Source organism: Micromonospora sp. CPCC 206171 (genome assembly GCF_036906755.1).
GTDB lineage: Bacteria > Actinomycetota > Actinomycetes > Mycobacteriales > Micromonosporaceae > Micromonospora > Micromonospora purpureochromogenes.
Window position 1 is genome coordinate 550,732 of the sequence record NZ_JBAKHT010000001.1, and the last position, 21,611, is coordinate 572,342.

The window sequence follows — 21,611 nt, forward strand, 5'->3', positions numbered from 1 at the left end:
GCCGGGCTCGCCCCCGCCGCGTAGGGTTGATCGCAGGCCGTACGGCGCACTCCCGCGGTGCGGATGCCCGACTGGCGTCCCGCTGCGACGATGGGAGCACACCGCGTGGCCGGCCGGGCCGGCTCCGGTCGAGGCGCAGCGACGCTACTGAGGGGATACCGCGGAGATGGCGAACCCGTTCGTCAAGGGCTGGCACTACCTGATGGCGCTCTTCGGTGCCAAGATCGACGAGCACGCCGATCCGAAGGTCCAGATCCAGCAGGCCATCGAGGAGGCGCAGCGCCAGCACCAGGCGCTGGTCCAGCAGGCGGCCGCGGTGATCGGCAACCAGCGCCAGCTGGAGATGAAGCTCTCCCGGCAGATGTCCGAGGTCGAACGGCTCCAGGCCAACGCCCGGCAGGCGCTGGTCCTCGCCGACCAGGCCCGCGCCCGGGGCGACGAGACCGAGGCCGGCCGCTACGAGCAGTCCGCCCAGGTGCTGGCCACCCAGCTGGTCTCCGCCGAGCAGGCCACCGAGGACCTGAAGACCCTGCACGACCAGGCGCTCGGCGCCGCCGCCCAGGCCCGCCGCGCCGTCGAGAACAACTCGATGATCCTCCAGCAGAAGCTCGCCGAGCGCACCAAGCTGCTCAGCCAGCTGGAGCAGGCCAAGATGCAGGAGAGCGTGGCCCGCTCGCTGGAGTCGATGTCCGCGGTCACCGCCCCCGGCAACACCCCCTCCCTGGACGAGGTGCGCGACCGCATCGAGCGCCGCTACGCCAACGCGATGGGCCGCGCCGAGCTGGCCGGCAACTCCGTCGAGGGGCGGATGCTGGAGATCCAGAAGTCGACGCTGGACAGCGCCGGTTCGTCCCGGCTGGAGCAGATCCGCGCCAGCATGGCCGGTGACCAGCTCGGCAAGCAGGAGCAGCCGGCCGTGCAGCAGCAGACCCAGCCGGCCGCCCCGGCGGCCGACCCGGCCGCCGCCGCCCGGCTCGACGAGATCCGGGCGAGCATGACCCGCGACCGCGGCACGGGGGACACCACCGCCGCCGGCTGAGCGGACGGCACGAGGAGGTACGGGTGGCGGACGAGCGAGCACGACACTTCCGTCGGTTGCGCCGGTTGCGGCGTTCCGCCCGACGGTGGAGCGTCCTGGCCGGTGGGCTCGGCGGCGCGGCGGCGGTGCTGACCCCGTACGCGGGGCTTGGGCTGCCCGACGCGGCCTGGGCCGGCGCGGCGGGCAGCGCGGTGGCACTGGCCGTCTGGCGCTGGGTCGACCTGCGGGCCCTCGCTGCCCGGCCGGCGCCGGCCGCCCTCGACCCGGTCGAGGCCGCCGCCCGCTCCCGGGCCCGGCTGGTCGCCGCCGTGGAACGCCTTCCCGTCGGCCCAGGGGTGCTGGCCGAGGTGCGCCGGGTCCGGTCCCGGTTGGCGCTGCGCGGCACCACCGCCGCGCAGGCGTGGGCCCGGCTGGACCGGGCGGCGCTCACCCTGGCCGGGATGGCGCCCCGGCTGACCGGGCTGGCCGAGCCGGCGGTGCTGGAGGCCGCCGCTGCCGACCGCTCGCTGCGTGACCTGGCCGGCCGGGCGGCCAGCGTGGAACGCGCCCTCAAGCTGGCCCCGGCCGAGGCCCGGCCCCGCCTCGCCGAGGCGCACCGGACGCTGATCGGCCAGCTCGACAGCGGGGTGGCCGCGTACGAGGGGCTGGTGGCCGCGGCCGCCGGCTACGTCGCGGAGGACGCCCGCCCCAGCACCGAGCACCCGGCCGCCTCCCGGCTGACCGAGGCGACCGACCTGCTGCACGGCGTGGCGTCGGCCCTGGCGGAGCTGCGCGCCGTCGGCGAGCCACTGCGCGCCCCCACCCGCTGACCGACCCGCCCGGCACGCCGCCGCCCGGGCGGTTCAGTCCGGCGTGGTGACCGGGATCGGCCCGGTGAACGGTGAGCTGCCCACCACGTTGAACGAGCGGATCCGGTAGTGGTACGTCACGCCCCGGGCCAGCCCGGTGTTGGTGAAGCCCCGACCGGTGACGGTGAAGGTGGCCACCTCCCGGGTGAAGGACGGGTCGAGCGCCCGCTGCACCGTGAAGCCCGCGCCCGGCCCGTTCGGCGTACCCGCCGCCCAGTTCAGCACCACCGTGGCCGTGTCCGGCGCGGGGGCGCTCGGGGTGGCGGTCACCCCGGTCGGCACGGTCGGAGCCGGCGGGGTGGTCACCGTCGCCACCGTCGACCACGGCGACGCCGCGCCCAGGTACGTGGTGCGCACCCGGTAGTAGTACGTGGTGTCCGGGGCGACGGCCGGGTCGAGGTGGTTGTCCGCCACGCCGACAGCGGTGGTGGCCGGCCCGCTGGTGAAGGTGGGGTTGGTGGCCCGCTGCACGTCGATCCCGGTGGCGAAGGAGCGGTTCGTCCAGCGCAGCGCGATCCGCAGCGGCGCGGCCGGCGGAACGGCGGCGGCGATCCCGGTCGGCGCGCTGAGCCGTACCGACGCGGGGACGCTGTTGGACCAGGCCGAGCAGCTCACCGCGTTCTCCGCCCGGATCCGGTAGTGGTAGGTGACGCCGGGGGTGACCGTCGCGTCGGTGTACCGGGTGGCGGTGGCCGCCACGGTGATCGTGGTCAGCCCCTCAATGAAGGCCGGGTCGGTGGCCCGCTGGAGCAGGTGGCTGCTGGCCGGCGGGCGGCTGCCGTTGCCGGTCCAGGCCAGGGCGATCGCCGGCAACGCCGTCGCCGAGCCGGGCAGCGGCGTCGCGGTGAGCCCGCTCGGCCCCCGGGGGGCGACCCGCAGCACCAGCGGCCGGCTCATCCCCAGATCGCGGTGGCCGGCCGCGCCGCTCGACCAGCGGTACTCCCAGCCCAGGTTGACCAGCTGGTTGACCACCGTCGCCGGGCGCCCGTCCAGCGGGCTGACCGGAGTGGAGCCGACCCGGGCGCCGGCCGGGCGGGTCGGGTCGAGCAGCCGGAGACTGTCGCCGATCTTGAACGGCAACGGCGGCACCACCGGGCGCAGCGCCACCACCACGTCCTCGGCCGGGTTCACCCGGATGGTCTCCTTCCAGCCCAGCTCCCCGCCCTCCGGCGGCCGGACCGTGCCGTCCCAGCCGACCCGGCTGACCAGCTGCACGTCGCAGCCGCTGATCCGCACCACGTGCGTCTGCCGGCCGGTGCCGCTGATCCGCCACACCTGGGTGCCGTCGGCCGCCGCGCCCGGCGGCCCGTCCGGCTCGGCGGCGACCAGCACCTCGGTCGCCGGGTCGACCGGGCCCAGCGGCAGGGACGCCGGACCGAGCGGCCCCGCGTGCGGGTGGGCGACGCCGAGCCGCCCGGCCTGCCGGCCGTGCCCCGGCTCGAAGACCTGCCCGACCGTCTTCACCTGGATCGGCAGGGTCACCGGGGCGGTGGCGCCGGCCGGGGTGAAGCTGACCGTGGTGGCGTGCACCGGCACCAGCGTCCGCCCGGCGGTACGGGTGCCGAACGCCGCGTCGTACTCCGGCTGCGGCACGATCGGCGGTCGCTGGCTGGCCGCGTACGCCGCGGGCAACCGCTCGACCAGCCGGCCCAGGTCGTACGGCTCGGCCGGGGTGCCGGCCACCCGGAACTGGAGCAGGGTGCGGGTGTTCGGGCCGTACCCGGGGCGGGTGCTGGCGACGCCGCCCTCGGCGCTGCGGTCCGGTGCGTCGCTGTGCTGGTCGTAGCGGGGGTCGAAGCAGGGCAGCGGGGCCGGGGCGTCGTTGTAGAGGATCAGCGTGCCGCCGGGCGGGACGGTCGAGAAGTCCACCACCACGTCGGCCCGTTCGCCGGGGGCGAGCAGCAGCGCGTGGGTGTCCACGTTGAGCACCGTCGGGTCGCGGCGGTCGTAGCGGTAGCCGACCGGCCGGTTCGGCACCACCACCGGCGCGGGGAGCAGGCCGCACTCGTTGCCGATCCGGATCATGCGGGGCCCGGCCGCCCGGGGGTCGGGCACGCCACCCTCCCGCCCGTCCGTGGGCCAGTCGGGGGGCCGTCCCGAGGCGCGCATCGCCTCCACCATCGGCACCTCACCGGCCCCGGCGTCGGCCAGCGCGCCGTCCGGGTGCCACATCGCGGCGTCCGAGCGGGCCCGGTAGAGCGCCAGGTTGAGGCTGCGGTCGGCGCAGGCGTTGAGGATCCGGAACCGGTACGCCTTCGGCTGCACCCTCAGGTACGGGTACGCGATCCCGTTGACCAGAGCGGTGTCCCCGTACGCCTCGGGCACCGCGCTCGGGTGCGGCAGGCCCGGCGCGCGGGGCGGCTCCTCCGGGGCGGCGACCGGATCGTGGTGCGGGTTGTCCACCGGGCCGACCCAGAGCGGGTCGTCGCCGCCCGAACCGGGTACCCAGGGGCCGTAGTCCCACCGCCCGGTCGGGTTGCGCCCGGAGGCGACGTACGGGTTCTGCCGGGGCTGGTAGACGTGCGGGTGCCAGAGGTTGCCCCGGGCCCCCCACCGGTCCCGGTCCCAGGTCGGGTCCTCGGCGGCGAGCTGGGCGTCGTCGGGGACGAAGGTCTTGTCCTGGATCACCAGGGGGAGCTGTTCGGCGGGCACCACCCCGTCGGCCGCCAGCCGCTCCTCGGCCGGGTCGGTGAGCAGGTAGGGGGCCAGTTGTCCGGAGTAGACGGTCAGCCGGGACATCCCGAGGGTGTTGTCGTGCAGCCACATCAGCCGCCCGCTCTGTTCGTTCGGGAAGTAGAGCGTGGTGGCGCCCAGGCCGGGGGCCGGCATGTCCGGCACGTGGCTCAGTCCCGGCCCGTTCGGGTACGGGGTGATCTCGGCCGCCGGCGTCACCCACTGCCACGGGTTCCCGGCGCTGGTCCAGCCGGTCTGCGCGCCGGCCAGGTGCGGCACGGCCCGGTTCTGCGGGTACGGCGCCGGCCCGTCCAGCGGCCCGATGCCGGCACCGTCCAGGGTGGTGTCGACCGGAAGGAAGAGCTCGCCGGCCCGCCCGGTGGGCAGCTGGTTGATGAACTTGACCCGCACCGGCCGCCCCCGCCGCGCGACGATCATCGGCCCCAGGTGGTACGGCCGCTCCGGCGGGGCGACGGTGTTGTGCCCGTCGGGGTCGGTGCCGAGGTTGAGCTGCCGGTAGCCGCGCAGCCGGGTGGTGGGCAGGTCGCGGTGCAGCCGCTGGGTGTACTCGCAGAGCCCGATCTCGTAGTAGTCGCAGCCCGGGTAGCTGATGGTGTCCGGCACGGCCACGGGCAGGTGCGCGCCCAGCCCGTTGCGTCCGAGCGGGCCGGGCAGCGGCAGCGCGTCGACGAACTTGCGGATTCCGGTGCCCGGCACCACCCGGCCGTGCCCGTCGAGCGCCGGCAGCGGGCTGTGCGCGAAGTTCGGCACCGGCCCGAAGCAGCGTGGGACGGCGGCCGGGTCCAGGCTGGCCGGTGCCGGTCCGGCCGGTTCGCCGGTACGCGCCGTCGGCACCGTCGGTCCACCGGCGCGGTCGGTGCGGACCGCGCGGACCGGCCAACTGGAGCGCAGTCTGCGGAACAGGGCCATGGCTCTCCCCGGGGACTGGGGGCACGACGGCCGCCACCTCGACGTGGCGGGTGGTCGCGCCCGGCAGTGACGAGCGGTGAGCACTCAACCGCAGCATGCGACCTGGGAGGCCGGTTCGGAACTACCCAATCGTCCCAATCCGGTACGTGTCCTGTCGGACCGGCGTGTCGGGTCGGGCGGGGTCGGGTCGGCGGGGTCGGGTCTGTCGGGTCAGGGCTGTGGCGGGTCGGGTGCCGGCTGGCACCTCGGGCACCAGTAGGTGACCCGCTCGCCCAGCTCCTCCTTACGGATCGCGGTGCCGCAGCGCCGGCAGGGCTGCCCGCGCCGGCCGTAGACGTAGCTGGTCCCGCCCCGGTGCAGCGAGCCGGTGGTGCTCTGCGTCCAGCGGCCCCGGTTGGCCGCGAGCAGCCGCTGGGCCAGCGCCACGGTGCCGGCCAGGTCGGGCACCGCCCCGACCGGGGTCCACGGCGAGACGCCGCGTAGGAAGAGCACCTCGCACTTGTAGAGGTTGCCCACCCCGGCGAGGTTGCGCTGGTCCAGCAGCGCCTCGCCGATGGTGGCCTCCGGGTGGGCGGCGAGCCGGCCGACCGCCTCGGCCGCATCCCAGTCCGGGCCGAGCAGGTCGGGGCCGAGGTGCCCCACCAGGGACTCCTCCTCGGCCGTCGGCAACAGGGCCAGCTCGTGCAGGTGGTAGCCGACGGCCACCGCGCTGGGGGCGCGCAGCACCACCCGGATCAGGTGCGCGGGCCGCGCCCCCCAGCGTTCCCCCGGCGCGTACGCCCGCCAGGCGCCGTCCATCCGTAGGTGGGAGTGCAGTGTCCAGTGCCGCACGTCCGACCGCCCCTCTGGCGCGGCCAGGCGCAGCAGCAGGTGCTTGCCGCGGCTGGCGGACTCGCGCACCGTCCATCCGGTGAGGTCGGTGGTGGCCAACTGCGGCACCCGGAAGTCGCTGCCGGTCAGGGCAGCGCCGGCCAGCGCCCGGTGCAGGACGCGCGCGGTGTTCCAGACGGTGTCGCCTTCGGGCACCCCACCATCCTCCCTCGGTCGAGCCGAATTCGCATGTGTCGCTATTTGTACGGTGCTTCCCCTTCATGTCTTGACAACGCACTATCAGGAGGTTCTGAGGAGAATGCCATGGGCTGTTCCCCATTTCGTACCCTGTCCGCCCTGCTCGCGGGCGTGCTGACCGCCACCGCCGCGAGTCTCGTCCCCGCCGCGGCGCTGGCAGCTCCGGCGGACGTTCCCGCCGCCACCGCCGCCGTGCCTGGCGTCGAGCGCTGGTCCGTGGACCTCGCCGTCGCCGGTGGCGACGACGTCAACGTCCGCTGGGACGCCGGCCGGCTTCGGCTCGCCGACACCCGGCCGGCCGCCCGCACCCGCCCCGCCGCCGTCGGCGGGCCGGTCGCCGAGGGCGCCCTGCTCGCCGCGGCGCGCACCCTGGCCCGCCCGGCCACCCGGGTACGCGCCCAGGTCACCGCCGAGGTGGCGCGGGGCGGCGGGGTGCAGGCCCAGGTGCGGGGCTGGCGGGCCGCCGGCTGGACCGAGTGGCGGGAGGCCGCCGGCGCGGGCGCCGTCTTCGACCGGCCGGTCACCCGGGTCCAGACCCGGGTGCTGCTCACCGCCCGCGACCCCCGCGCCACCGCGTCGGTACGCGCCGTCGAGCTCACCGCCGACACCGTCGCCACCGTCTCGGCCGCCACCACCGGCCTCGTCTACCGGGTCTTCGCCACCCGCCAGGGCTCGGTCGGCGGGCAGACCGCCAACGGGCGGATCATCCAGGCCCGGGACCATTTCGTGGCGCTGCCCAGCCGGCGCGGGCTCGCCCCGCTCAACACCGGCGACTACACGGTACGGGTCTGCACCACCAGCGGCAGCCGCTGCGAGTACGCCCCGGTCTGGGACGTCGGGCCGTGGAACACCCGGGACGATTACTGGAACCCCAGCGCGGTCCGGGAGAACTGGAAGGACCTGCCGCAGGGGTGGCCGGAGGCGCAGGCGGCGTACCAGTCCGGCTACAACGGTGGGCGGGACCAGTTCGGGCGCACCGTGCGCAACCCGGCCGGCATCGACCTGGCCGACGGCACGTTCGCCGACGGGCTGCGGCTGACCGACAACGCCTGGGTCGACGTGGCGTACCTGTGGACCGGGGCCGGACCCCGGGGCGTGGTCGGCGACGGGCCGCTCAACGTCCGTACCGGCCCCGGCACCGGGTACGGCGTGCGCGGGCTCGCCGCCAGGTACGCCAACGTGCCGATCCAGTGCTACGTCGTCGGGCAGACGGTGACCGGGCCGTACCGCACCACCAACCGGTGGAACCGGCTGGCCGGTGGCCAGTACGTCAGTCACGCGTACATCTCCGCCGTCTACGGCGGGACCGTTTCGCTCTGCTGACCCGGCAACTGCCCGGCGGGGCACGGACGTCCCGCCGGTTCCGCGGGCTCCCCGTCGCCCGGTCCAGGTCGCCCGGTCAGGGCGGTGCGGTCAGGGCGGTGCGGTCAGGGCCGCTCGTCCGGACGGGGGGAACGGACCATGTCCTGGTAGCGGGGGTGGCTGGCGCCGTAGACGGCGAAGTTCAGCCGCGCGTGGCTCAGGCTGAGGTCGCCGTTCGGGCCGCCGCGTACCACGTCGGCGTCCGCGTCGGCCTGGCCGTCGTCGGTCCAGAAGCAGATCGGACAGGTGCCCCCGCCGGTCCTTGCGGCGCAACAGGGACAGGCGATCGGTACCCAGAGCTCACCCACGCCGAGCAGCATTCCACACCGGACGACGCGGCGGCAGGGTCAGCGCTTCCCGCACACCGTGACCACGTCGCCCGGCGCCACCCCGAGCAGGTCCGCCGCCCGGCCGCCGTTCACCGCCACGGCCAGCAGGCCGGCGGAGTCCACGAAGAGCACCAGCGCCCCGGCCGGCGCGTCGCCGAAGGTCCGCCCGCGTACGGCGGCCCGCCCGGCCACCCGCGCGGTGGGAGGCACCGTGGCCAGCAGGTCGGCCCCGGCGGCGAGTTGGACGTTGCCGAAGTGGTCGACGGTCAGCACCTCGGCCGTGAATCCGTCGGCGTCCCGTCGCAGCACCGGTTCGGGCAGACGGACCAGGGTGGCGGGGTCCACCGGCGGCCCCGCGTCGGCGGGCGGGGCGCCGAGGGCGAGCCGGGCCGCGACCGGGGCGAAGACGTCCCGACCGTGGAAGGTGCGGGACACCTCCGGGGCCAGCCACGCCAGGTTCGTGAGCTCCACCGCTGCGGTGAGCCCGCCCAGGGCCTCGGCGGCGGCCAGCAACAGGCCGTTGTCCGGCCCGACCAGCAGCCCGCCCGGCGTGACCAGCGCGATCCCGCGCCGGGCCGTGCCGACACCCGGATCGACCACGGCGACGTGCACCGCGTACGGCAGGGACGGCACCGTCTGCGCCAGCACCGCCGACCCGCGCCGTACGTCGCCCGCCGGCACCAGGTGGGTCACGTCGAGGACCCGCACCGCCGGGGCGAGCCGGGCGATCACCCCGTGGCAGGCGGCCACGAACCCGTCGACGAGGCCGTAGTCGGTGGTCAGCGAGATCCAGGCGGTCGGGGCCATGGTCAGCAGGCTAGCCGGTGCGGGGGCGGCGCTGACCGGAGAACGCCGGTCGGCCGACCGGCCGGTGCCGTCCGGTCACCGCGTTCGGCAGACTGCCGGGGTGACGAAACGCGCTCGCCTCCTCCCGGCCGCCGTGACGATCCTGCTCGCCCTCGGGCTTGCCGCCTGTGGCGACGACCCGGAGCCCGGTGACCCGGCCTGGGCCAACGGCTCGCCGAAGGCGGTCGCCACCAGCGAGGCGCCGCCGCCCGAGGACCCGGCCGCCCCGACGAACGGCAAGGCGCCCCGTACCCCGTCGGAGAGCCCGTCCACCCCGGCGTTCCGGATGCCGACGAAGGCGGCCGGCACCCCGGGCGCCCGGAAGGTCGTCGACGCCTTCAAGACGGCCGGTTTGAAGGTGACCAACCTGCGCAACCGGACGGTCGATTGTGGACCGGACGGTGCCGGTATCGGTTGCGCCGAGCTGCTGACCACCGATGCCGTCAAGGTGTACGTCTTCCCCAACGAGGCGAACGCGACCAACCAGATGGACGTCTGGGGTGGGGACGCCTTCCGCAAGGGTGCCGTGGTGCTCAGCTACCTGGGCACGAAGACCGGGGCGGCGGAGCGCAAGCGGTACAACGACGTCCTCACCAAGCTGAGCTGACCGCCGCGCCGGGGTGCCCGTCCGGGGCCGGACGCCAGGTTCCGGACGCCCGGTGCCGGCGGGGTCCGCGCCCTGCTCCTGGCGATCGGTCCATGCCGGACGCCGGTGAGCGGTTCGAGGCCGCGGCGGCGGGGCCTGCTCCTGGCGGTCGATCCCACCCGGTCAGCCGTTCCAGCAGCTCGGGCGCGCAGAGCAGCGCCGCGCCGGCCGCCAGCACGGTTCGAGCCTGCGCCGGCAGCGGACCTGCTCTTGGCCGTCGATCCGCCCCGGTCACCGGTCACCGGTCACCGGTCACCGGTCACCGGTCACCGGTCACCGGTCACCGGTTCGAGCCTGCGCCGGCGGCGGACCTCCCCGTGAGCGTGATACCTCAGAGGTATCGATATGCCTCTGAGGTATCACGGTCGCCGTGCCGACCGCCGCCGGCCCCAGAACGGTAGAGGAGTGCCGGGTGAGGGTGTCGCCCAGCGTGTCGGCCGCCGGCCCAGGGGGCATGCCAGCGCGGTGCGGCCCGTCCGTCGCATCGCGGTGGCAGGGGAAAGGCGGCGGTGGCAGCGCCCGTCCGTCGCATCGCGGTGGCAGGGGAAAGGCGGCGGTGGCAGCGCCCGTCCGTCGCATCGCGGTGGCAGGGGAAAGGCGGCGGTGGCAGCGCCCGTCCGTCGCATCGCGGTGGCAGGGGAAAGGCGGCGGTGGCAGCGCCCGTCCGTCGCATCGCGGTGGCAGGGGAAAGGCGGCGGTGGCAGCGCCCGTCCGTCGCATCGCAGTGGGCAGGGCGGAACAGCCCGGGGTCAGCCGCGCAGCCGCAGCCCGCGCGGGGTGGCGCGGAAACCGGCGGCGGTGAGCGCGTCGCGCAGTGGCGAGGAGCGCACCGCCTCGCCGTCGGCCCGCTCCACCGACATCGCCCCCAGCGCGCCGGAGTGCACCGCGTCGGCGAGCGCCTTGCCAGCCGCCGCGAGTGCCTCGGCGTCGTCGGTGAACGACAGGATCGTCCGGCCGCCCCGCTCCACGTAGAGCACCAGGTCCCCGTCGACCAGCGCCACCAGCGCACCGGCCTTGCGCCCGGCCCGGTGCCCGGTCGCCGGGACGGCCCCGTCCCCGGAGTCCACCACCCGTTCCGGCCAGGGCAGCGCCGCCCCGTACGGGTTGGCGGGATCGGTGGCGGCGAGCACCACCGCCGGCCCGCCCCGGCCCCGCGCCCCGTCCATCGGGTCGGCCAGGGCTCGGATCCGGTCCACCGCCCCGGGCACGGCGAACTGGGCCGCGCCCAGCCCCTCCACGAAGTAACCGCGCCGGGCGGCGCCGCGCTCCTCGAGGGCGGAGAGCACCGGGTATACCGCGGCGAAGCCGCCGACCACCTGCTCGGCCATCACCGCGCCCCGGGTGACCACCCCGTGCCGTTCGAGCAGCAGGTCGGCCAGTGCGGCGGAACGTCGGGTCGGGTCGGTGTCCCGCTCCGGCAGCCGGGACCAGCGCCCGGCCACCGTCGGCGGGCCGCCCCGGGTGGGCAGCGCGACCCGGCCCGGCCGGCGGTAGCGGGTGCGCGGCGCGGCCGGCCGGGACCGGTGCGCCCCGCCGCCGCCGAGCACGGCCCGCAGTGGGGCGAGGGTGTCGTTGGTGAGGTGACCGGCCCAGACCAGGTCCCAGATCACGCCGGTCAGCGCCGCGTCGTCGGTCGCGCCGACCCGGTCGGACAGGGCGCGGAAGAAGAGCGCCTGCCCCTCGGCGAGGGCGTCGAGGACCGCCTCGTGCAGCGGGGTGAGGGTCAGCGCCTCGTCCGGCGGCGGCAGCAGCAGCGGCGCGGTGTCCGCGTACGCGAGGGTGACCCAGCCGTCCCCGCCGGAGATCGCTCCGGAGCCGGCCCAGACCACCTCGCCGCTGGCGCAGAGCTCGTCGAGCTGGGCGGGGGAGTAGTCGGCGACCCGGGCGGGCAGCACCAGCCGTTCCAGCGCGGATGCCGGCACCGCCGCCCCCTGCACCTGTTCGATGGTGGCGGCCAGCGCCTCCACGCCCCGCGCCGACGAGCCGACCTGCTGCCAGCGGGGCAGGAACGCCGCGAGGGCCCGGGGCGGCACCGGCTCGATCTCCCGGCGCAGCGCGGCCAGGCTGCGTCGGCGCAGCAGCCGCAGCACCTCGGCGTCGCACCACTGGGTGCCGACGGTGTCCGGGGCGAACTCCCCGGAGACCACCCGCCCGGTGGCGGCGAGTCGGCGCAGCGCCTGCTCCACCACGAACACCCCGAGCCCGAAGCGGGCGGCGCAGGTCGCCGCCGCGAACGGCCCGTGGGTGCGGGCGTACCGGGCGACCAGGTCGCCGAGCGGGTCGGCCACCGGCGCCAGGTACGCCTCGGCCACCCCGACCGGCAGTGCCACGCCGAGCGCGTCGCGGAGCCGGGCGGCGTCCTCGACGACCACCCAGCGTTCCTCGCCGGCGACCCGGACCCGCAGCACCCGGCGGGCGGCTTCCAGCTCGGTCAGCCAGGGCAGCGGCGCGCCCCGCTCGGCCAGCTCCGCCTCGGCGAGGTCGCCGACCACCCGGAGCAGCTCGACGACGTCCTCCGCGTCGCGGGGGCGGCGCTGCTCGGTGAGCCAGCGCAGTTGCCGTTCGGTCTCGGCGAGCACCGCCGGGTCCAGCAGCTCGCGCAGGTCGACCCGGCCGAGCAGCTCGCCGAGCAGGGCCGAGTCGAGCGCGAGTGCGGCGGCCCGGCGCTCGGCGAGCGGGGCGTCCCCCTCGTAGAGGAAGGCGCCGACGTAGCCGAAGAGCAGGGAGCGGGCGAACGGCGACGGGCGGTCGGTCTCCACCTCGACCAGGCGCACCTTGCGGGCGGTCAGGTCGCGCATCAGCTCCGCCAGGGCCGGCAGGTCGAAGACGTCCTGGAGGCACTCCCGGGCGGCCTCCAGGGTGACCGGGAAGTCGGCGTACTCGCGGGCGACGTCGAGCAGTTGCGCGGCGCGCTGCCGCTGCTGCCAGAGCGGTTGGCGGCGGCGCGGGTCACGACGGGGCAGCAGCAGCGACCGGGCGGCGCACTCGCGGAACCGGGACGCGAAGAGCGCGGAGGTGCCGACCGACTCCTCGACCAGTTGGGCGATCTCGTCGGGCTCGAAGACCACCACGTCGGCGCCGGGCGGCTCCTCGGCGGTGTCGGGCAGCCGCACCACGATGCCGTCGTCCGAAGGCATGACCTGGGCGTCCACCCCGTACCGCTCGGCGAGCCGGCGGCCGATGGCCAGCGCCCAGGGCCCGTTGACCCGGGCGCCGAGCACGCTGTGCACGGCGAGCCGCCAGTCGCCCAGCTCGTCGCGGAACCGTTCGACCACCACCGTGCGGTCGTCCGGCAGCGAGCGGGTCGCGGCCTTCTGCTCGCGCAGGTACGCCATCAGGTTGCCGGCGGCCCAGTCGTCCAGCCCGCCGGCGCGCAGCGCGGCGACCGCCGTCTCGTCGCTCTGCCGCAGCAGGGCCCGCACCCGGGCACCGATGGCGCGACCCAGCTCCACCGGCCGGCCGAGCTGGTCGCCCTTCCAGAACGGCATCCGGGCGGCCTGACCGGGGGCGGGGGAGACCAGCACCCGGTCGGGGGTGATCTCCTCGATCCGCCAGGAGGAGGAGCCGAGCAGGAAGACGTCGCCGACCCGCGACTCGTAGACCATCTCCTCGTCCAGCTCGCCCACCCGGGCGGCGCGTTCCGCGCCGGCCAGGAAGACCCCGAACAGCCCCCGGTCGGGGATGGTGCCGCCGCTGGTCACGGCCAGCCGCTGGGCCCCGGGCCGGCCGGTGAGCACGTCGGCGGCGCGGTCCCAGACCAGCCGGGGGCGCAGCTCGGCGAAGGCGGTGGACGGGTAGCGGCCGGAGAGCATGTCGAGCACGGCGTGCAGCGCGGAGTCGGGCAGCTCGGCGAAGGGGGCGGCCCGGCGGACCAGCACGGCCAGGTCGCCGACCCGCCACGGCTCCAGGGCCACCATCGCGACGACCTGCTGGGCCAGCACGTCGAGCGGGTTACGCGGGTAGTGCAGCTCCTCGATGGCGCCCTCGGCCATCCGCTCGGCGACCACGGTGCAGGAGAGCAGGTCGCCCCGGTGCTTGGGGAAGACCACGCCCCGGGAGACCGCGCCGACCTGGTGCCCGGCCCGGCCGACCCGTTGCAGGCCGGCCGCGACGCTCGGCGGCGCCTCGATCTGCACCACCAGGTCGACCGCGCCCATGTCGATGCCGAGCTCCAGGCTGGAGGTGGCCACCACGGCGGGGAGCTGACCGGACTTGAGCGCCTCCTCGATGTGCTTGCGCTCCTCGCGCGACACGCTGCCGTGGTGGGCACGGGCGATCACCGGCGGCGCGCCGACCGCCCCGCCCGACTGGGCCATCACCTCGGCCGGCGGCCGGTTGGCCCGCAGCGGCCCGACCGGCCCGCCCCACGCCTCGGACCCCGCCTCCGGAGTGCCGTCGGGGATGCTCGCGGCGGCCAGCTCGTCGGCGGCGAGCTCGTTGAGGCGGGCGCAGAGCCGTTCGGCGCTGCGCCGGGAGTTGGTGAACACGATGGTCGACCGGTGCGCCCGGATCAGCGAGAAGACGCGTTCCTCGACGGCCGGCCAGATCGACGCCCGGCGCGGCCCCGGGCCGCCCAGGTCGTCCTCCGGCGGCTCCTGCTCGTCGAGGCGGGTCATGTCCTCCACCGGGACCTGGACGCTCACCTCGATGGTCTTGGTGCTGGCCGGCTGCACCACGTCGACCGGGCGGGCACCGCCGAGGAACCGGGCGCACGCGTCGATCGGGCGGACGGTGGCGGAGAGGCCGATCCGCTGGGCCGGGGTCTCCAACAGCTCGTCGAGGCGTTCCAGGGAGAGCGCCAGGTGCGCGCCGCGCTTGGTGCCGGCGACCGCGTGCACCTCGTCGACGATCACCGTCTCGACGCCGCGCAGCGAATCCCGGGCGGCGGAGGTGAGCAGCAGGAACAGCGACTCCGGCGTGGTGATGAGGATGTCCGGCGGGGTGCGGGCGAAGGCCCGCCGCTCGTCGGCGGGAGTGTCGCCGGTGCGCATCCCGACGGTGATCTCCGGGGGTGCGATGCCGAGTCGGGTGGCCGCCTGGCGGATGCCGGCGAGCGGGGCGCGCAGGTTGCGCTCGACGTCGACCGCGAGCGCCTTGAGCGGGCTGACGTAGAGCACCCGGCAGCGCTGCCGCGCCTCGGCCGGCGGCGGCTCCTTGGCCAGCCGGTCCAGCGACCAGAGGAAGGCGGCGAGGGTCTTGCCGGAACCGGTCGGCGCGACCACCAGCGCGTTGCGCCCGGCGGCCACCGACCGCCAGGCGCCGGTCTGCGCCGGGGTGGGCGCGGCGAAGGCGGCCGTGAACCACTCCCGGGTCGCCGCGCCGAAGCCGGCCATCACCCGCGCGCTGTCGGCCCCGCCCACCTGCTCTGTCACGCCTTCCATCCTGCCCGGTCGGTGTGACATCCGGCCGGCACGCGGACGTGGTCTGTCCGGCTGCGGCTGCTTACGGGTTGGATGAGTGCCTTGCGTGTTACGTCTTAACTAACTGCTTGCTTGTGACGCGCAACATAAAGTAACTTCACTCGCAACGCAGCGTCGGGTGGAGGGGATCGGATGACCGTCGAGGAGCCCGGCTTCGCGCCCGCCACCGACGTGCTCATCCGGAAGGTCGACAGTCACCTCGCGGCCGTCCGGGGCAGTCTGCGCGGCCCCGAGCTGGAGCTCGCCGAGCGGCTCGCCGGTTCCCTGCGCGAGCTGGTCGTCTCCACCGCCCAGGCCAGCGCCGCCGACCGGGGTCAGGTGCGGGCCGCCGTGCACTACTTCGTCCTGCGCCGGGAGAGCCGGGGCAACCTGCTCTCGGTCCGTTCGCTCGCCGCCGCCCAGCGCGTGGTCAACAAGGTGGTCGTCCAGCTCGGCCGCCCCGACCTGCTGGTGGAGACCCGGCGGGACCGGCCGTCCCGGGAGGCCGCCGTGCCGGCCGGCGACGTCGCGCTGCGCTGACCGGCCGAGAGGGTCAGCCGCGCGGCTGAGTCGCTCACGACATCAGCTCGACAGGGGCGGCGGGAGCCTCTGCCACCCTCGCCCTGAGTACGGCGACGGCGGGCGATTTCCGCAAAACGCCCCATCCACCGGCGATCTGGCGTCTGATCGGTGCAGACCGGGACATTCCTCCCGGCGCGCGCCGCCAGCCTCGACCGGGGAGGACGCGTGCTCGTACTGCTGCTCCTCCACCTGGCGGCGGCCCTCGCCGCGCCGCTGCTGGTCCGGCGGTGGGGTCCGCGCGCCTGCTACCCGCTCGCGCTGGCGCCGGCCGCCGCGTTCGGCTGGGCGCTGACCCGTACGCCGACGGTCCGCGACGGCGGCGCGGTCGTCGAGACGTACCACTGGATCGACCAGCTCGACCTCGACGTGGCGCTGCGGCTGACCACGCTCTCCTGGCTGATGACCCTGCTGGTCGGCGGCGTCGGCGCGCTGGTGCTGGTCTACTGCGGCCGGTACTTCGCCCCCGACTCCGCCGGCCTGGTCCGGTTCGTCGGGGTGCTGGTCGCCTTCGCCGGCGCGATGCTCGGCCTGGTCCTCGCCGACGACCTGCTGCTGCTGTACGTCTTCTGGGAGCTGACCACGGTCTTCTCCTACCTGCTGATCGGCCACAGCACCGAGCGGCGGGCCAGCCGCTGGGCGGCCGCCCAGGCGCTGACCGTCACCACCCTGGGCGGCCTGGCCATGCTGGTCGGCTTCCTGATCCTCGGCGAGCACGCCGGCAGCTACCGCTGGTCGGAGATCACCGGCGCGCCGTTGCCCGGCGGGTCCGCGCTGGTCGTCGCGGTACTGCTGATCCTGACCGGCGCGCTCGCCAAGTCGGCGATCGTGCCGTTCAACGCCTGGCTGCCGGTGGCGATGGCCGCACCCACGCCGGTCAGCGCGTACCTGCACGCGGCGGCCATGGTCAAGGCCGGGATCTACCTGATCGGAATGCTCGCCCCGGTGCTGGCCGACGTCGGGCCGTGGCGACCGGTGGTGCTCACCCTCGGCCTGGTCACGATGATCGCCGGCGGCTGGGCGGCGCTGCGGCAGTGCGACCTGAAGCTGCTGCTGGCGTACGGCACGGTCAGCCAGCTCGGGCTGCTGGCGGTGGTGCTCGGCGCCGGCAGCCCGGACGCCGCGCTCGCCGGGGTGGTGATGCTGCTGGCGCACGCCCTGTTCAAGGCGGCGCTCTTCCTCGTCGTCGGCATCATCGACCACGAGGTCGGCACCCGTGACCTGCGGGAGCTGTCCGGCCTGGGGCGACGGACGCCGGTGCTCGCCGCGGTGGCCGCGCTCGCCGCCGCCTCCATGGCGGGCGTGCCGCCGCTGCTCGGCTTCGTCGGCAAGGAGGCGGTCTTCACCGCGCTCGCCGAGCGGCCGGTCGTCCTCGCCGGCCTGGTCGTGGGCACCACCCTCACCGTCGCGTACAGCATCCGGCTCATCTGGGGCGCCTTCGCCACCCGGCCGGACGTCGAGCCGACCGAGCCCGACCCGGTGCCCGTGCCGATGCTGCTGCCGCCGGCCCTGCTCGCCGTGGGCGGGCTCGTCGCCGGTCCCGCCGTGGCCGGGCTGGAGGGGCCGCTGCGCCCGTACGCGGAGCTGTTCGGCGCACCCCACGAGCACCTGGCGCTCTGGCACGGCCTGACCCCCGCGCTCGGCCTGTCGGCGGTGGCGCTGGCCGGCGGCTACCTGCTGCACGCGGTGCGCGGCCCGCTCGCGCCCGCGCTGGCCCGGCTGCGCGCCCCGGTCGGCGGCAACCAGGGGTACGAGTGGGTCACCCACCGCTTCGACCGGCTCGCCATCGAGGTCACCGGCGCCACCCAGCGCGGTTCCCTGCCGCAGTACCTGGGCGCGATGCTGCTCGCCCTGGTGCTGGTGCCCGGCGCGACGCTGCTGGCCGCCCGCCCCTGGCGTGAGCGGATCGCGCTCTGGGACAGCCCGTTGCAGCTGGTGGTCACCCTCGTCGTCGCGGTCGCGGCGCTGCTGGCGGTCCGCGCCCGCCGGCGGCTGACCGCGATGCTGCTGGTCGGGGTGACCGGCTACGGCACCGCGATGCTCTTCGTGCTCTACGGCGCGCCCGACCTGGCGCTGACCCAGTTCCTGGTGGAGACGGCGACCATCGCCGTCTTCGTGCTGGTGCTGCGCCGGTTGCCGGAACGCTTCTCCGCCCGCCCGCTGCGCCGCAGCCGGTGGGCACGGCGGCTGGTCGGCGTCGGCGTCGGAGTGGTCCTCGCCGGCCTCGCCCTGGTCGCTGCCGGCTCCCGGACCGCCGCGCCGATCTCGCTGGCCTTCCCCGACCTCGCCGTGGTCGAGGGGTACGGCCGCAACGTGGTCAACGTGACCCTGGTGGACATCCGGGCCTGGGACACCATGGGCGAGCTCGCGGTGCTGGTGGTGGCGGCGACCGGGGTGGCCAGCCTGATCTTCGAGCGGTCCCGCACCGGCCCTCGACCGCGCCGGGGCGAACCGTCGCGGGCACCCCGGCGGGACACCGGGCCGGTCTGGCTCAGCGGTGGCCCGACCCTGCAGGAGCGGCGCCGCTCGATCGTCTTCGAGGTGGTCACCCGGCTGATCTTCCACACCATGGTGCTCTTCTCGTTCTTCCTGCTCTTCTCCGGCCACAACGCCCCCGGCGGCGGTTTCGCCGGCGGCCTGGTGGCGAGCCTCGCGCTGACCCTGCGCTACCTCGCCGGCGGCCGGTACGAGCTGGCCGAGGGCGCCCCGGTCGGCGCGGGGACGGTGCTCGGCGCCGGGCTGGCGATCTCCGTCGGTGGCGGCGTGGTGTCCCTGCTGACCACCGGCGACGTGCTGGCGAGCGCCAAGGTGAACCTGCCGCTGCCCTGGCTGGGCGAGCCGTACCTGGTCACCTCGCTCTTCTTCGACGTCGGTGTCTACCTGGTCGTGGTCGGGCTGGTGCTGGACATCCTGCGCAGCCTCGGCGCCGAGGTGGACCGGCACATCGAGGCGGCCGGCAGGTCCGAGCGAGGGCTCGTCGTCGAGCGGGAGGGGGAGTCGGGGTGAGGCAGGGCGGCGCGGGGCCGACCCTGGTGCTGGTGCTCGCCGTCGGCGTGCTCGCGGCCACCGGGGTGACCCTGCTGCTGGAGCGCAGCCTGACCCGGATCCTGCTCGGCGTCATCCTGCTCGGCAACGGGGTGAACCTGCTCATCCTGCTCGGCGGCCGGTCCGGCGCGGCACCGGTGGTCGGCACCGCCGAGGTGGCGGAGTTCAGCGACCCGCTGGTCCAGGCCATGGTGCTCACCGCCATCGTGATCACCTTCGGACTGACCGCGTTCCTCGCGGCGGTCGCCTACCGCAGCTGGTATCTCGGCGGCGACGACGAGGTGCAGGACGACCTGGAGGACCGCCAGATCATGCAGCTCGCCGAGCGCAACGAGGCGCTCGACGGCGACCTCGGCGGGGAGGGGCCGGACGACGACCCGGAGCAGGTGGACCCGGAGCCCGCCCGGCGTCGGCTGCGCCGACGGGGTGGGCGGCAGTGAACCGGCTCCTGCCGCTGCCGGTGGTGGTGCCGCTGCTCGGCGCCGCGCTGACCCTGATCCTGGCCAACCTGCCCCGGCTGCAGCGCACGGTCAGCGTGGTCGCGCTCACCGGCAACCTGGTCGTGGCGGTGGCGCTGCTGGTGCAGGCGTACCGGCACGGGCCGGTGGTGACGCAGGTGGGCGGGTGGCCGGCACCGGTGGGGATCGTGCTGGTCGCCGACCAGTTGGCCGCGCTGATGCTGGTGGTCTCGTCGGCGGTCACCCTCTGCGTGCTGATCTACTCCATCGGCCAGGGCCGGAGCGAGACCAGCGAATCCGCGCCGGTGAGCATCTACCACCCGACCTACCTGGTGCTGACCGCCGGCATCACCAACGCCTTCCTCGCCGGGGACCTGTTCAACCTCTTCGTCGGCTTCGAGATGCTGCTGGCGGCCAGCTTCGTGCTGATCACGCTGGGCGGCACCGAGGTCCGGATCCGCACCGGCTCGATCTACGTCGTCGTCGGCATCCTCTCCTCGATGATCTTCCTGGTCGCGGTCAGCCTGGTGTACGCCGCCACCGGCACCCTCAACCTGGCCCAGCTCGCCACCCGCCTCGACGCGCTGCCGGACGGCGTACGGCTGGGGTTGCAGCTGATGCTGCTGCTCGCCTTCGGCATCAAGGCGGCGGTCTTTCCCGTCTCCGCCTGGCTGCCGGACAGCTACCCCACCGCGCCGGCCCCGGTGACCGCGGTCTTCGCCGGCCTGCTCACCAAGGTCGGCGTCTACGCGATCATCCGGACCGAGACGCTGCTCTTCCCCGGCGGGCAGGTCTCCGACCTGCTCATGGCGGTGGCCGGGCTGACCATGGTGGTCGGCGTGCTCGGCGCGGTGGCGCAGTCGGACATGAAGCGGCTCTTCTCGTTCACGCTGGTCAGCCACATCGGCTACATGATCTACGGGGTGGCGCTGAGCACCGCCGCCGCGCTCTCCGGCGCGATCTTCTACGTGGTGCACCACATCACCATCCAGACCACGCTCTTCCTCGTCGCCGGGCTGGTCGAGGAGCGCGCCGGCAGCACCGACCTGCGCCGGCTCGGCGGCCTGGCCCGGATCGCCCCGCTGCTGGCGGTGCTCTTCTTCGTCCCGGCGATGAACCTCGCCGGCATCCCGCCCTTCTCCGGCTTCCTCGGCAAGGTCGGCCTGCTCCAGGCCGGCGTGGCGGTCGGCGGGCCGCTGCCCTGGGTGCTGGTCGCCGCCGGCGCGGCGACCAGCCTGCTCACCCTCTACGCCGCCTCGCGGGTGTGGAACATCGCGTTCTGGCGGGCCCCCCGGCTGGCCACCGACGAACCGGTGGTCCGGCTGCCGCAGCTGATGGTGGGCGCCACCGCCGCCCTGGTGGTGCTGGGCCTGTCGTTCACGCTCGCCGCCGGTCCGCTGTTCCGCGTCACCGCCGACGCCGCGGCCGACCTGCGGCAGCGCACCCCGTACGTGCGGGCCGTGCTGCCCGGCGGTGCCCCGTGACCACCCCGGACACCGCCGGGTCGCCGCCCACAGGGCGCGCCGGCCGCCGCCGCGACCAGGCCATCGCCCTGGGCTGGCTGATCGCGGTCTGGAACCTGCTCTGGGGCGAGATCTCCTGGGGCAACCTGCTCGGCGGGGCGCTGGTCGGCGTCGCGGTGCTGCTGTTCTTCCCGCTGCCGCCGGTCTCCTTCGGCGGCCGGCTGCGGCCCCGGGCGCTGCTGGTGCTGCTGGCGAGGTTCGTCGTCGAGCTGGTCGACGCCAGCGTGCACGTCGCCGCGATCGCCGTCCGCCCCGGCTACCGGCCGCGCGGGGCGATCATCGGCGTACGCCTGCGGGTGCGCACCGACCTCAACCTGGCGCTCACCGCCGAGCTGCTCTCGCTGGTCCCCGGCACCCTGATCCTCGAGGTCGACCGCGACGCGGGCGTCCTCTACGTGCACGTCCTGGACGTCCGGCGTCCGGAGGACCTGTCCGACAGCCGGGACCGGGTCCTCGCCGTCGAGGAACGCGTCGTCCGGGCGGTCGGCTCCGACGCCGAGGTGCGCCTGCTCGCCACCGATCCCGTCGACCGGAGGTCCACATGACCGTCGTCCTCACCGTCGTCCTGACCGTGCTGCTCTCGGTCACCGCGCTGCTGGCGCTGGCCCGGATCTACCGGGGCCCGTCGCTGCTGGACCGGGTGATCGCCGCCGACCTGCTGCTCGCCATCATGCTCGGCGCGGTGGGGGCGGAGGCCGCGGTCAACCGGCACGGCACCACCCTGCCGGTGCTGGTGGTGCTCTCGCTGCTCGGGTTCGTCGGCTCGGTGGCTCTGGTCCGCTTCGCCGTCCGGGAGCAGGCGTGACCCGCCATGCCCCGGCCCGGGTGCCCGCAGTCGTGGCCGGGCCCGGTGCGGTGCCGCGACG

At 75.4% G+C, this 21,611-nt stretch carries 14 protein-coding genes and 1 pseudogene; 10 read left to right on the forward strand and 5 right to left on the reverse strand.

Going from position 1 to position 21,611, the window contains the following annotated elements; all coding sequences use genetic code 11:
- The first annotated feature begins 166 nt into the window (after positions 1-166).
- Positions 167-1,039: a PspA/IM30 family protein gene (locus V6U89_RS02495; protein WP_334568929.1), complete on the forward strand. Its 873-nt coding sequence runs from the start codon at positions 167-169 to the stop codon at positions 1,037-1,039.
- Between the two features lie 23 nt (positions 1,040-1,062).
- On the forward strand, positions 1,063-1,848 hold the full coding sequence (pspM, locus tag V6U89_RS02500; protein ID WP_334568930.1) for a phage shock envelope stress response protein PspM: 786 nt from the start codon (positions 1,063-1,065) through the stop codon (positions 1,846-1,848).
- A gap of 33 nt (positions 1,849-1,881) precedes the next feature.
- On the opposite strand, the gene V6U89_RS02505 is transcribed toward pspM, so the two are convergent.
- Positions 1,882-5,490 carry a hypothetical protein gene (locus V6U89_RS02505; protein ID WP_334568931.1) on the reverse strand — a complete coding sequence of 1,203 codons (3,609 nt, stop codon included), beginning with the start codon at positions 5,488-5,490 and terminating at the stop codon, positions 1,882-1,884.
- Between the two features lie 210 nt (positions 5,491-5,700).
- Positions 5,701-6,516 (reverse strand): zinc finger domain-containing protein, encoded by an 816-nt coding sequence (locus tag V6U89_RS02510; RefSeq protein ID WP_334568932.1) that lies wholly within the window; start codon positions 6,514-6,516, stop codon positions 5,701-5,703.
- A gap of 108 nt (positions 6,517-6,624) precedes the next feature.
- On the opposite strand from V6U89_RS02510, the gene V6U89_RS02515 reads away from it, so the two are divergent.
- A complete protein-coding gene (locus tag V6U89_RS02515; protein ID WP_334568933.1) occupies positions 6,625-7,881 on the forward strand; it encodes a hypothetical protein in 1,257 nt (418 codons plus the stop codon).
- Positions 7,882-7,985: 104 nt separating this feature from the next.
- Here V6U89_RS02515 and V6U89_RS02520 read toward each other — a convergent pair whose 3' ends face one another.
- Both V6U89_RS02520 and V6U89_RS02525 read right to left on the reverse strand, forming a co-directional pair.
- Complete coding sequence (locus tag V6U89_RS02520; RefSeq protein WP_334568934.1) at positions 7,986-8,228, reverse strand: CPCC family cysteine-rich protein; 243 nt, start codon at positions 8,226-8,228, stop codon at positions 7,986-7,988.
- A 39-nt stretch (positions 8,229-8,267) separates the two neighbouring features.
- Positions 8,268-9,056: an SAM hydrolase/SAM-dependent halogenase family protein gene (locus tag V6U89_RS02525; RefSeq protein WP_334568935.1), complete on the reverse strand. Its 789-nt coding sequence runs from the start codon at positions 9,054-9,056 to the stop codon at positions 8,268-8,270.
- Positions 9,057-9,156: 100 nt separating this feature from the next.
- Between V6U89_RS02525 and V6U89_RS02530 the strand changes: the two genes are divergently transcribed.
- Positions 9,157-9,702: a hypothetical protein gene (locus V6U89_RS02530; RefSeq protein ID WP_334568936.1), complete on the forward strand. Its 546-nt coding sequence runs from the start codon at positions 9,157-9,159 to the stop codon at positions 9,700-9,702.
- Between the two features lie 788 nt (positions 9,703-10,490).
- Here the strand turns inward: V6U89_RS02530 and V6U89_RS02535 are convergent.
- The gene (locus V6U89_RS02535; RefSeq protein ID WP_334568991.1) at positions 10,491-15,074 is read right to left on the reverse strand and encodes an ATP-dependent helicase; all 4,584 of its coding nucleotides are present in this window, start codon (positions 15,072-15,074) and stop codon (positions 10,491-10,493) included.
- Positions 15,075-15,293: 219 nt separating this feature from the next.
- Between V6U89_RS02535 and V6U89_RS02540 the strand changes: the two are divergent.
- From V6U89_RS02540 to V6U89_RS02565, 6 genes and pseudogenes are all read left to right on the forward strand, one after another.
- Positions 15,294-15,651: pseudogene (locus V6U89_RS02540) on the forward strand (hypothetical protein); the annotation flags it as partial.
- Positions 15,652-15,887: 236 nt separating this feature from the next.
- Positions 15,888-18,725 carry a Na+/H+ antiporter subunit A gene (locus V6U89_RS02545; protein ID WP_334568938.1) on the forward strand — a complete coding sequence of 946 codons (2,838 nt, stop codon included), beginning with the start codon at positions 15,888-15,890 and terminating at the stop codon, positions 18,723-18,725.
- Positions 18,722-19,204 carry a Na(+)/H(+) antiporter subunit C gene (locus tag V6U89_RS02550; protein ID WP_334568939.1) on the forward strand — a complete coding sequence of 161 codons (483 nt, stop codon included), beginning with the start codon at positions 18,722-18,724 and terminating at the stop codon, positions 19,202-19,204. The genes V6U89_RS02545 and V6U89_RS02550 overlap by 4 nt, the downstream gene beginning before the upstream one ends.
- On the forward strand, positions 19,201-20,706 hold the full coding sequence (locus tag V6U89_RS02555; RefSeq protein WP_334568940.1) for a Na+/H+ antiporter subunit D: 1,506 nt from the start codon (positions 19,201-19,203) through the stop codon (positions 20,704-20,706). The genes V6U89_RS02550 and V6U89_RS02555 overlap by 4 nt, the downstream gene beginning before the upstream one ends.
- Positions 20,703-21,290, forward strand: a complete 588-nt coding sequence (locus V6U89_RS02560; protein ID WP_334568941.1) for a Na+/H+ antiporter subunit E — start codon at positions 20,703-20,705, stop codon at positions 21,288-21,290. Before V6U89_RS02555 ends, V6U89_RS02560 begins: the two co-directional genes overlap by 4 nt.
- Positions 21,287-21,550 carry a monovalent cation/H+ antiporter complex subunit F gene (locus tag V6U89_RS02565; RefSeq protein WP_334568942.1) on the forward strand — a complete coding sequence of 88 codons (264 nt, stop codon included), beginning with the start codon at positions 21,287-21,289 and terminating at the stop codon, positions 21,548-21,550. Before V6U89_RS02560 ends, V6U89_RS02565 begins: the two co-directional genes overlap by 4 nt.
- Positions 21,551-21,611: the final 61 nt, after the last annotated feature.